The organism is Bacteroidia bacterium, assembly GCA_020852255.1.
Classification (GTDB): Bacteria; Bacteroidota; Bacteroidia; order JADZBD01; family JADZBD01; genus JADZBD01.
Window position 1 is genome coordinate 13524 of the sequence record JADZBD010000005.1, and the last position, 12694, is coordinate 26217.

At 49.4% G+C, this 12694-nt stretch carries 9 protein-coding genes; 4 read left to right on the forward strand and 5 right to left on the reverse strand.

Annotated features, from left to right (window positions below; all coding sequences use genetic code 11):
• Positions 1-7 precede the first annotated feature (7 nt).
• The gene (locus tag IT233_04315; protein MCC7301847.1) at positions 8-913 is read left to right on the forward strand and encodes a PorP/SprF family type IX secretion system membrane protein; all 906 of its coding nucleotides are present in this window, start codon (positions 8-10) and stop codon (positions 911-913) included.
• A gap of 11 nt (positions 914-924) precedes the next feature.
• On the forward strand, positions 925-3603 hold the full coding sequence (locus tag IT233_04320) for an AAA family ATPase (protein MCC7301848.1): 2679 nt from the start codon (positions 925-927) through the stop codon (positions 3601-3603).
• Positions 3604-3749: 146 nt separating this feature from the next.
• On the opposite strand, the gene IT233_04325 is transcribed toward IT233_04320, so the two are convergent.
• From IT233_04325 to IT233_04345, 5 genes are read right to left on the reverse strand one after another with little or no spacing between them, the layout of a single operon-like run.
• The gene (locus IT233_04325) at positions 3750-4511 is read right to left on the reverse strand and encodes an outer membrane beta-barrel protein (GenBank protein ID MCC7301849.1); all 762 of its coding nucleotides are present in this window, start codon (positions 4509-4511) and stop codon (positions 3750-3752) included.
• Positions 4492-6117, reverse strand: a complete 1626-nt coding sequence (locus IT233_04330; protein ID MCC7301850.1) for an amidohydrolase — start codon at positions 6115-6117, stop codon at positions 4492-4494. The genes IT233_04325 and IT233_04330 overlap by 20 nt, the downstream gene beginning before the upstream one ends.
• Before the next feature lie 58 nt (positions 6118-6175).
• Complete coding sequence (locus IT233_04335; protein MCC7301851.1) at positions 6176-6934, reverse strand: SDR family NAD(P)-dependent oxidoreductase; 759 nt, start codon at positions 6932-6934, stop codon at positions 6176-6178.
• A 5-nt stretch (positions 6935-6939) separates the two neighbouring features.
• The gene (locus IT233_04340; GenBank protein MCC7301852.1) at positions 6940-8601 is read right to left on the reverse strand and encodes an amino acid permease; all 1662 of its coding nucleotides are present in this window, start codon (positions 8599-8601) and stop codon (positions 6940-6942) included.
• 19 nt (positions 8602-8620) lie between these two features.
• On the reverse strand, positions 8621-10126 hold the full coding sequence (locus IT233_04345) for a hypothetical protein (protein ID MCC7301853.1): 1506 nt from the start codon (positions 10124-10126) through the stop codon (positions 8621-8623).
• 106 nt (positions 10127-10232) lie between these two features.
• Between IT233_04345 and purL the strand changes: the two genes are divergently transcribed.
• The gene (purL, locus tag IT233_04350) at positions 10233-12464 is read left to right on the forward strand and encodes a phosphoribosylformylglycinamidine synthase subunit PurL (protein ID MCC7301854.1); all 2232 of its coding nucleotides are present in this window, start codon (positions 10233-10235) and stop codon (positions 12462-12464) included.
• A complete protein-coding gene (locus tag IT233_04355) occupies positions 12461-12694 on the forward strand; it encodes an acyl carrier protein (GenBank protein MCC7301855.1) in 234 nt (77 codons plus the stop codon). The genes purL and IT233_04355 overlap by 4 nt, the downstream gene beginning before the upstream one ends.

Consider the following 12694-nt stretch of genomic DNA (forward strand, 5'->3'; position numbering starts at 1 on the left):
GCCGCTCATGAGATCTTTCACTTGTTCACTAACACTTTTATTCACCTGCCTTTCTCTTTTTTCTCAGGATCCCCGGTTCTCCCATCCCTACAATGCCCCCCTGTACCTGAATCCGGCGCTGGCGGGTTCCACGGGGGCCGGGCGTTTTGCATCATTGTTTCGTGATCAGTGGCCGGGGTTAACCTATGATTATAAAGTACTCTATCTTTCCTACGACCACATGCTCAATTCCTACAACTCAGGATTGGGGATGTATTTCATGCGCGACGATGCGGGCACGCTGAAAAACAACCTGCTTGGATTTGCCTACAGCTATAAACTGGAGTTGGCGGATAAAAAACTGAGGATAAATCCGGGTCTTGATTTCAACCTGCTCACCTCGCTCCTGGATACATCGAACCTGACATTACCGGGAGAAGAACTCTACACCCAGAAGAATAACTTTGACATGGGTTTCGGTATGCAGGCCACTACCGCAAGGATAAATGCAGGGGCCGTTGTGAGGCATCTGCTGCAACCAAATGTCAGTTTCACTAAAGGCGGATCAGCCAGGCTGGGACTGAAATACACCGGGATCTTTGATTACACGCTGGGAGATATCAAAGAGAACAAAGCCTTCAAGATCAACCTGGGATTGTTTTACGAAATGCAATACGGCTTTGAACACTACACCGGTACCCTGGTTGCCGCCTGGCGCAAATTCAGGCTGGGCGCAGGGTACAGCAGCGGCGATGTGCTTATCCTGAAGGCTGCCTGGGAAGGAACTATTTTCCGGCTCCGTTACAGTTATGATATTTATACCGGCTCCTTCCTGAGTAATTCGGGCGGGTCGCACGAAGTAAGCACGCTTTTTAATCTCTTCAGAAAGAAAAAGAAAGATGATTTTCTAGAAATGAATAATTTTCACTTTTAATACCTTAAGTTATGTTTTTCGGAAAAGACAAAGACGACAAGAAAACGGACAAAAAGGAATTCAAGCCTTATAAGTTCAAAGACATCAAGGTCTATTCATCCGATGAATGGATGGCTGAAAGCACCAAAAAGTACCGGACCGTTTTCGACCGGATGGAAACGGATTACATCCGCGTGGAATTCTCCTTTTACAATAAGCTCTTTGATGAAGAAGAATGGGAAGGCACTGTAACACTCAAAGCGTATTCGCTCGACGGCGACAACCGGAAGGAACTTTGCAACCTGGAGACAAAACGCCCGGTGAAGACGGATGAGAATATTGTATACGTACGCGATGGATGGGGTAATGCCACTCCCGGGGCCTTCTGGTTCCGCGGCGATTACATCTGGGAAGCATGGATCAACGGCGAACTCATCGGCTCAAGAAAGTTTTTCGTGGAGGATATAGGAAAGGTAACGCGCGACTCCAACCTGTATTTTGAGATAGAAAGTCTGAAAATGTATGAAGGCGGGGATTCTGAAAACACAAACGTCTCCAAAAAATACCTGAAAGAATTTTCCAAGAAAGATTCCCGGTATATCTGGACGGAACTGAACCTGAAGGTGACCACCCCCTCCGATTTCAACTGCGAGATCTTTTTTAACTTCTTTGACGATGCCGGGCAACCGAAGGGACAGGATCAGCGCATGCAGTTCGTAAAGAAAGATTCTACCGGAAAGATCATCACCTTTCATGCCGGATGGGGGCGTTCTACGCCCGGGATATGGACGGATGACAAGTACACCATGGAAATCGTGTTCATGGATACGCTCATCGCCGCGGTACCCTTCAAAATGCATCCGGATACAGCCACGGAAGGCGAGGTAACCATACTTCACTCCATTGAAGAAACACTTTCCACCGACGGCGGCACTGCGAAGAAGAAAACCGCTGAAACACAGGAACCGGCCAACCTGGAAGAGGTGATGAAGGAACTGGATGAACTGGTAGGCCTGGAGGAGATCAAAGCGGAGATCCGTAAAAACATCAACTACCTGCACTTCGTTAAACTACGCAAGGAAAAGGGGTTTGAAGATTCAGGAAATCTGGCCCTGCACAGTGTATTCACCGGAAACCCCGGTACAGGTAAAACAACGGTGGTACGACTGCTGGGTAAGATCTACAAGCAGATGGGGCTACTGAGTAAAGGCCATGTGAAGGAAGTTGACCGCGCCGATCTCGTTGCGCAGTACATAGGACAAACGGCTCCAAAGGTTAAGAAAGCGATTGATGAGGCGCGCGGGGGAATTCTGTTCGTGGATGAAGCGTACGCTCTTTCCCGCGCAGGGAGCGATTCCAATGATTTCGGACCTGAGGTGATTGAAATTCTGCTCAAGGAAATGAGCGATGGGAAGGGTGATATTGCCATCATGTTCGCAGGCTATCCCAAGGAGATGGGTGGCTTCCTGGAAATGAACCCGGGCTTGCGCTCCCGCATCAATTATCATTACAACTTCCCCGATTATCTGCCGGAAGAGCTGATGAAGATCTGCGAAAGCTCTGCAAAGAAAAACAATGTTACCCTCACGGCTGATGCGCTCAACCAACTCACCGAATACATTACAGATGCCTACCGCTCCCGTGATGAAAGCTTCGGTAATGCACGTTTCGCAAACTCCATCATTACAGAAGCAAAAATGAACATGGGCATCCGCCTCATGAATCATCCCGACATCAAAAACCTGAGCAACGAAATTCTTTCCACCATTGAGGCCGACGATATCCACAAGGTATTCGAAGGACGCACAAGGAAAAAGCTTAAGCTCAGCGTGGATGAGAAATTGCTGAAAGAGGCGCTGGACGAACTCAACGGGATGATCGGCATGCGAAACATCAAAGAGGAGGTGAATGAACTGGTGAAGCTCGTACGCTTTTATCAGGAAACCGGCCGGGATGTGCTCGGAAAATTCTCGCTTCACAGCGTTTTCACCGGAAACCCGGGCACAGGTAAAACCACCGTGGCAAGAATCATCGGAAAAATTTACAAAGGACTGGGAGTGCTGGAGCGCGGTCATGTGGTGGAATGCGACCGGGAAGGACTCGTGGCAGGCTATGTTGGTCAAACAGCCACAAAAACAGCTGAAAAGGTGAATCAGTCAATGGGAGGAATACTTTTCATTGATGAAGCCTACGCATTAGTAGACCAGCGCGGCGATTCACACGGCTTTGGTGGAGAAGCCATTGCCACTATTCTGAAACGTATGGAAGATCACCGGGGACAGTTCGGCGTGATTGTGGCCGGATACCCGGGTAATATGAAAGAATTTATTGAAACGAATCCGGGTCTGAAATCGCGCTTCGATAAAACCTACCATTTTGAAGATTACTCGGCGGAGGAACTGATGGAGATCTGCCTGATGCTGTTAAAAAAGGAAAAACTGCATCCGACCCCTGAAGCGCTGGCGCATCTGCAAAAATACTTCACCCATCTTCACGCAGGCCGCGACAAACATTTCGGGAATGCCCGCACTGTCCGCAATGCCGTTGGAGAATGCATTAAAAACCAGCACCTGCGAATGTCCGGTATCCCCTCCGCACAGCGTACACGCGAAATGCTCGAAATTCTGACGCTGGAGGATGTCAGGGAGTTTGAAGCGCCGGAAGTACGATCGCAGGGAAGCAGTTTGGGGTTTAAGTATGGGAAAGGGTAGTTAAAGATTGTCGTTACCTCTCCCCCGCGCAGGCTTCTCAATGGGTGGAAGGGTACAATGCAGCCGGAAAACCGCTCGGATTTTATATTCAAAATCCTCAATAGTTTCAAACTTCATACTCCAAACCTACCTCCCCCAGACTACCACTAAAACTCCATCCCCAGGCAAATTGTCAGCGCCGGATCGCGGAAATAGACACTGTTCGAAAAATTATTTCCTGTGTAACGGATGCGGGAGAGATTATGCCGGTAATACGCTTCGAGATAAATGGCCTTTTTGTAATCAGTGGATACTTTATGTTCCAGACCCATCCCTCCCATCATGATCCCTCCTCCTCCGTCAAAAAGTGCGTTGTGTTCAACAGACATATCTGAATAGCCCTTCCACACGATTTGTCCTGTTGCATTATCACTCACTTTTGTGGAAGACCCGAACAAAGCCCGGAATGCCCATCCGCCGGAGATGTAAAATATATTTAACTGGTTGTCTTCATTTCCGAACGACTGCTTGAAGAGAAAAGGGAACTGCAGCTGGTGTATCCATAACTGATGCGTATAATCGAACTGTTTATCGAATATCTGCGGCGTTGTGGTAAAATAGTAACTATCAAAGGTCATACGCTGGCCCAGATAGTCCACTCCCATCAGGAATTTCAATCGTGCCCCCCGCTTGAAATTAAATTCTCCGTGCCATGAAAGTCCCAGGCCTCGTCCGGGCCGCGTATTATCGGTAACATCCGGATTATTGCGGTAAAAAATAAGGGAGGGCATAATTCCCCACCGGTTTTTAATCACGGCGTCTTTCGGCTTATTCTCTACTTTGCCGCCCAGATCATCCTTTTGGGAAAGGAGCGGGCCGGAACACAGGAGCGCAAGAAAAAATAAAATTTTATTTCCGGTCCCGCGCATATACAATCTCTCCGTTTACAATGGTAAAAAGTATTGGAATACCGGTGATGCTTTCTTCCGGCTCCTTCATCAGGTCTCTTTCCAGCACTACCAGGTCGGCGAATTTTCCGGTTTCGATACTTCCCTTCTCCTGTTCCTCAAAATTGGCATAAGCAGCCCAGATGGTCATTCCTTTCAGTGCATTTTCTCGGGAAAGAGCGTTTCCGGACTGGAACCCTCCTTCGGGCCATCCCTTTTTATCTTTCCGGACCACCGCGGCATAGAACGTTTCGAGGGGATAGATATTCTCAATAGGAAAATCTGTTCCCAGTGCCACTTTTCCGAATGACTTCAGGAGATCATTATACGCATAAGCAAATTTCACACGTTCCGGTCCCAGCCGGTCGCCTGCCCAGTACATATCCGATGTAGCATGTGTAGGCTGAATGGAGGGAATGACCCCGAAGGAGCCGAACCGGGCGAAATCGCTCCCATTCACAACCTGACAATGTTCGATACGGAAACGTGCCGTTTTGTTTCCGCCCAGCACATGATTATAGAGATCCAGGATCATACGGTTAGCAGAATCTCCGATGCAGTGCGTGTTCACCTGGAATCCTTTTTCCAGCAATTGGTGCGCATACATATCATAATGCTCATACGTGCGGAGGATGAAACCATGATGGCCGGTAAGATCTGAATACGGATGCAGCAAACAAGCCCCGCGGGAACCCAGGGCGCCGTCGCCGTAAAATTTAAACGATCGGATATTCAGTCGCTCCGTTTTATACGGACCCGTTTTTAAAAAGTGTTCGTAATTCACGGATGAATCAGACATCATCGCATAAACGCGCATCTTCAGCGTTCCGTTCTTGTGCATGGCATCAATCAGGTCCGTCTCGTCTTTCATCAGTCCTGCATCATCCACGGTTGTAAGTCCGGCGGCGAAACAATTGCTCTGTGCGTCGAGCAGGGCTTTCCGGAGCTGTTCCGCTCCCGGAGGAGGGATGAACTTCTCTACCAGATCCATGGCATTATCGGTGAGCACGCCTCCTTTCAGAATTTCACCACCTGCAACCTTCGTGTTCTCAGTAATCCCTCCCGCTTCCAGGGCTTTTTTGTTCGCCAGGGCGGCATGCCCGTCGATGCGGCGGATAAAAACCGGGCGGTCAGGAAATAGAATATTCAACGTATCGTTCACCGGAAATTCTTTCACTTCCCAGTCGTTCTGATCCCAGCCCCTCCCGAGCAACCATCCGTTGGGGTGTGTTTTAGCAAACTCCACTACCCGGGCGATGACTTCGTTAAAAGAAGCGGTGCCTTTCAGATCCACGCGTTGCAGACTCAGGCCATAATTCAGAAAATGGCAATGTGCGTCAATAAAGCCCGGGTATACGGCCGCGCCGTTCAGGTCTTTCTCCGTAAATGATTCAAAGTTATCCAGTATCTCCTCGTTGCTTCCGCTGGCTATGATTTTCCCTCCCATAATAGCCACTGCCTCGTGAACAGAGAATGCAGAATCCACCGTATAAATCACACCGTGATGAAGGATAAGATCAGCCGGCTTTTTGCTGCTGCAGGAGGCCAGAAGGATTCCAAGCACTCCGGCGAACAGAACGTATCGCATTTTCATAGCGTTTAAATTAGATCAAAAATACGACAAAAGAGGGGAACCCCTGAAGCGGTCACTTCCGCACCACCGTAGTTGAATTCGCCTGCGCCGCGGGCGTCATCACCACATCCAGAATATTTACATGCGCGGGGCGGGAAGCCACCCACCACGCTGTTTCCGCAATATCCTCTGCGGTCAGAGGTTGTATCCCCTTGTACACTGCCCCGGCTCTTTCCGCATCGCCTTTAAAACGCACGAGGGCGAATTCCGTTTCGGCTAAACCCGGACAAATGCCCGTTACCTTGATATGATGCTGAACCATGTCAATGCGCATGGCTTTATTCAGCGCATCTACGGCATGCTTTGTAGCACAATAAATATTTCCATTGGCATATACTTCCTTCCCCGCTATTGAACCGATATTGATGATATGACCCGATTTCCTTTCGATCATTCCGGGTGCAACCGCACGCGTGATGTAGAGCAGACCTTTAATGTTCGTGTCAATCATACGTTCCCAGTCATCAACGATTCCCTCCTGCAGCGAACTCAGTCCCACTGCCAGTCCTGCATTGTTCACCAGAACATCCACTTTCTCCCATCCGTTCTTCAGGCTCTGCACGGCATCCTTCACCGCCTCCTGCTGCCTTATGTCGAAACTCAGGGCAAGTGCTTTGCTTCCTGTGCTTTCAATTTCCGCTTTTACCTCTTCCAGCTTCTCTTTTCGTCTCCCGCAAATAATCACATCATAACCGTTGCGGGCGAATATATTTGCGATGGCTCTTCCGAAACCGGCAGTTGCTCCCGTAACTAACACCCTTTTCTCTGCCATACTTACTACTTACTGCCTGCAGCCAATTTACTTTTTCTGTAACCGTATAAAATATATACTACAAAACCAATCGCAAACCAGATGAAGAACCACTTCCATGCCGCACCTCCTATACCGGTCATGAGATAGCAACAGGACAAGAGTCCGAGAACCGGAATGAGGGAATAATTTTTAACAACCGAAAGGCCGGTCATCAGCAACATCAGTGCAAAAAAGAATAAGGTGCAGCCGTTAGACACTGCTGTATCACCGGAAAAATCAGTGAGTGAATACAGGTATTCTCTTTCCGCGCTGAACAACCAGGCGGCCACACCTCCGGTGATCAGGGGCATAAAATACTTCGCGTTGAAATACGGAATCCTGAATTTCCCTCTGGGCATACCCTCCTCATGGGCGGGAAGAAGAAGCACGCCGCCGCAGACCAGCACAAAAGCGAAAAGGGTACCAACAGATGTAAAATCCAGGATAAAACTTTCGTTCGTAAAGAGGAGCGGAACTCCCACTACCAGTCCGGTTACGATGGTAGAGAACCCCGGCGTTTTGAAGCGGGGATGAATCCGGGAAAATCGTGCGGGAAGAAGTCCGTCACGACTCATACTCATCCAGATTCTCGGCTGCCCCATTTGGAAAACGAGCAATACACTGGTCATGGCTACCACAGCGGCAATAGAAATGATGAATAACATCCACTTGACTTCCCGCAACTGGAATACTTCAGCGAGCGGATCCGACACGCCCAGCAGTTCATAAGTTACCATACCGGTGAGCACCAGAGAAAGAATGATATAAAGAATGGTACAAATGATGAGTGAATAGATCATACCTCTGGGAAGGTCACGCTGTGGATCTTTGGCTTCTTCCGCGAGTGTGGATACGGCATCAAAGCCGATATATGCAAAGAAAACCGAAGCCACACCTCCCATGACGCCTTTAAATCCCTCCGGCATGAAGGGCGTCCAGTTCCCGATATCAACATAAAAGAAGCCCACGATAATCACCAGAATCACGATGGCCAGCTTGATGATCACCATCAGATTGCTGAGGTTTCTTGATTCTTTTACGCCCACGTACACCAGCGCTGTAATGAAAACATTGATCATGAACGCGGGCATATCAAAAATAATCCGCAGTCCTGCAATCTGAGGTGCGTTGTTCCAGGCGGTGAGTCCCTCCCCGGTGGTATTGGAGAGGAAAGCTTCCTTAGCCGACAGGTAGTTGATGGTGAGCCATTCCGGGAAATGTATTCCCATGCCGTCCAGAAGGGAGGTAAAATATCCGCTCCAGGAGAATGCGACATAGATATTACCGATAGAATATTCCATCAGCAGGGCCCATCCGATGATCCATGCCATCACTTCGCCGAAGGAAACATAGGCATACGTATACGCCGAGCCGGAGACCGGCACACGCGAAGCGAATTCCGCATAACACATGGCGGTGAATCCGCAGGCGACAGCACAAATAATAAAAAGAAGAATAACCGCCGGGCCACCGGAAGCGCAGGCGCTGCCGATGCTGGAGAAACTACCTGCACCGATGATGGCTGCTATTCCGAAAAATGTAAGATCACGAACCGAGAGTACTTTATGGAGGGAACCATGCCCTTCCTCATCACCGGTGGTGACGGCATTCACGGATTTACGTCTGAAAAAACCGTTGGATGACATGCTTCTTGGTGCCGGCAATTTACATTTTATTCCTGAGTATGCGGGATCCAAAATGCAGGAACAAGGCGCCCTGAGCAATGAGGAACGGAAGCAAAGGGGTTTTGTAGCGGACAATGGCCCCTGTAACCGGGGTGGTGAGTCCGATCAGCAGTGCCAGGCTGAGGAAAAAGAAAAAGCAGAAAAAGAAAAGACTATTGACCGGACGGGCGTACGCCGGCACATCACGGTTCCGGCCGGCGCGGATCGCATAAATCAGGAAAAGAAAAACCGTCAGGTTTTCCAGCATCGCAATTCCCGAAAGAAAACCCGAATATTCCCAGGGCAAGGGCCGGGCCAGAACACTGAAAAGCGCGCCGGGTGCATGCAGGAAGAAGGAGGTCCATTCCGGCTCGAGCCGCGAAGTGCCGATTCTGCTTCCGGTATACGTCAGGCGAAGCAGTTCATGGTACTGCCGCTGCGGAAAACAAGTGACCACTGCCCCTTCCCTTTTATTTTTCCAGAGAAAAGCAGAAACCGGAGAAAGCGGAGAAGAAGTACTGTCGCCGTTCTTCCGGAAGGGAACCAGTTTTTCACCGTCGAGAGGAATATATAACGTGTCGGAAGTTTCCAAATCTACCACGTACGCTCCCCCGCGTGCCAGGAGCCAGAAATCGTTTTGCTTTTCACTTATCACTACCAGAGGATCCCGTTCTGTACCTGCTTTGATTGCAAAATACCCCGTGGAGATCAGCAGAAGGTAAACCACCGGAAATTTCCACACCGCTCCCCTGCCCTGCGGTCCTGTCCACCACAAAGCAAGCACCGCCGGAAGCAGGCAAAAAAGCACATACACTTTCACAGAGATCAGCAGCAGAAGGAACAGCAGCATCACCAGAACATCCCACAGCCGCATTTTTCCGAATAAGGGCTTCACGGAATAATAAAGGAAACCTCCCAGAGCGAACATCAGCAATCCTTCTTTGAGCACGCCGGAACTCCAGAAGAGCACAGACGGAATCAGGAAAATGCCGGAAAATATCCATCCCGACGGACCGGTGAAGGCGTGGAAGAAACGATACAGGTAAGTAAGTCCGCTCAAAGAGAGGAAACACATAACCACGGTGTGAATGTGAAAATTACCGGAGGATAGCAGAAACAGCAGCGCATTGAAACGCGTGATGGTTCTGTTATCATTATAAAAATTATACAGTTTCCCCAGGTTCCAGTTCGACATTTGGTGGTAGTACGCCGATAAATGCGGTGCATCCGCACCAATGCCGGTGAGCATGCGCAGGTAATCCGCCGGAGATTCTTTCAATGCAGAATACATCACCTTCGCATCATCGAAATAACGGAAGATGTCGCTCACAGAGCGGTCCGTGTAGTGCATGGTATAGATCAGGTACAGAACAAAACCCGTGAGTACCTTGAGCCAGAATAAGAGAAGAAACAAAACCGGGCTGGTTCCTTCCACTCTGAAAATGCGCATTCGGAGTACCAGAATACTTCCCAGAACGACTGCTACACAAAGGCCTGCTATATTCATGCTTAAGAGGCTCAAATATAGTTATTTAGGTGTTGAAAAGTTATCTATTTCGCAATCTTCCTTACCGGGAGGTATCGTTACATTTGTTTTCCTCAAAAAAGAAGCAATGGCAGACCTGATAAAAGAAGCGCTTCCCACAGCAGAAACCGCAAAGAAGTTAGGACTTCTGCCTGAAGAATATGAAAAGATCACCGCCCTGCTTGGGCGCCGCCCCAACTTCACCGAACTGAGTATCTATTCAGTGATGTGGAGTGAGCACTGTTCCTATAAAAACAGCATCACCTGGCTGAAGACCCTGCCAAAAGATGGGCCGCACATGCTGGCGAAGGCCGGAGAAGAAAATGCAGGGCTGGTGGACATAGGCAACGGGCTGGCCTGCGCATTTAAAATTGAATCGCACAATCATCCATCGGCACTGGAACCTTACCAGGGTGCGGCCACAGGAGTTGGCGGCATCAACCGCGATATATTTACCATGGGAGCCCGGCCGGTGGCCCAGTTAAACTCGCTTCGTTTCGGCGATCCGAACCTGGCAAAAACAAAATGGCTGATCCGGGGAGTGGTGAAAGGGATTGGTGATTACGGAAACGCATTCGGGATACCTACCGTAGGCGGAGAAGTTTTCTTTGACGAAAGCTTCAACGTTAATCCACTTGTTAACGCCATGAGTGTAGGAATAATGAAAGCGGGCGGAACGGTTTCCGCGATCTCTTACGGAGAAGGTAACCCGGTATTTATTGTAGGAAGTGCTACCGGAAAAGACGGCATACACGGCGCCGCCTTCGCCTCGAAGGATATCACTGAAGATTCCGCGAAGGATCTGCCGGCTGTTCAGGTGGGTGACCCATTTCAGGAAAAACTTCTGCTGGAAGCCAGTCTGGAAGTGATTGCAACCGGAGCTGTTATCGGTATGCAGGACATGGGTGCGGCGGGAATAACCTGTTCCACGTCCGAAATGAGTGCAAAAGGAGAACACGGCATGAATGTGTGGCTGGACAAGGTACCTACCCGGCAGGCGAACATGAAAGATTGGGAGATTCTGTTATCCGAGTCGCAGGAGCGCATGCTGGTAGTTGTGCAGAAAGGCCGGGAAAAAGAAGTGCAGCGTGTTTTTTCCAAATGGGATCTGAACTGCGTTCAGATAGGGGAAGTGACCACGGGCGACAGGCTGAAATATTTTATGCACGGAGAACTGGTGGCCGATGTGCCGGCCGGTTCACTGGTGCTGGGTGGCGGGGCTCCGGTATACACGCGCGAATACAAAGAGCCGGCATATTTTGCCGAATCAAAAAAGTTCAGAACAGACGATGTACCCGAGGCAAAAGATCTGCGGGCCGTAGCAGTGCATCTGCTCTCCCATCCCAACATCGCATCCAAACGATGGATTTATGAGCAATACGACAGCATGGTGGGAACCGTGAATATGAGTACCAATCAGCCATCCGATGCTGCGGTGGTGAATCTCAAGGACACACCTGCGGCGCTGGTGATGAAAGTAGATTGTAATTCACGCTACGTGAATGCCGATCCCGAGACAGGATGCGCCATTGCGGTTTCCGAATGCGCGCGGAACATTGTATGTACGGGTGGCGAGCCCAGCGCAGTAACCAATTGCCTGAACTTCGGAAATCCTTACAATCCGGAAGTATACTGGCAATTTGTGGGAAGCATAAAAGGGATGAGTGCCGCCTGCAGTAAATTCAAAACTCCCGTTACCGGCGGCAATGTGAGTTTCTATAACCAGAGCAGTTATGAAGGTCCTGTATTTCCCACCCCTACGATCGGCATGATCGGAGTGATGAAGGACAAGGAAAACCGCATGACGCTGGATTTTAAAAATGAGGGAGACCTGATTTATCTGATCGGCGAATCGAAGAACGACCTGGCCTCTTCCGAATATCTTTATTCATTTGTGGGCATAAAGAATACGCCCGCACCCTGTTTTGATCTGGAGGAGGAGTTTGCCGTTCAGGAAACGGTGAAACAATGTATCCGGGAACGGCTGGTTCAGAGCGCACACGATGTGAGCGACGGAGGGTTGCTCACGGCGCTGGCGGAATCTTCGTTTCCGCGCGACCTGGGCTTTGAGATTTTCAGCGACGGCAAGGTCCGTAAAGACGCTTTTCTTTTCGGTGAATCGCAATCGCGCGTAGTAGTTTCCGTACGTAAAGAAGACGAAACACGGCTGGTACGGCTGCTGAAAAACAATGGTACCGCATTCAGCAAAATCGGATTTGTGAAAGGAAAAGAGATGATGGCAGACGGAGAGCTGATCATGGCTACGCAGGAGGCGAAGGGGCTGTATACGAATTCCCTCGGCAATCTGATCAGCTCATGAACCGTGATGAATTACAACAATTTATTGCCGCTGAAGTACAGAAACTGGCCTTTCGCAAGGTAAGCATACATGAACCCCTGGTTAGTTCAAGGGTGCTGGATTCGATTTCTGTTATCGACCTGATCGTGCTGATTGAAGAAAAGATGAATAAAAAAATTCCGCAGGATCAGATCCGGGAAGAAAATTTGGATACGGTTGAAAAAATCACAGAAACGGTTCTTAAAGCCTGA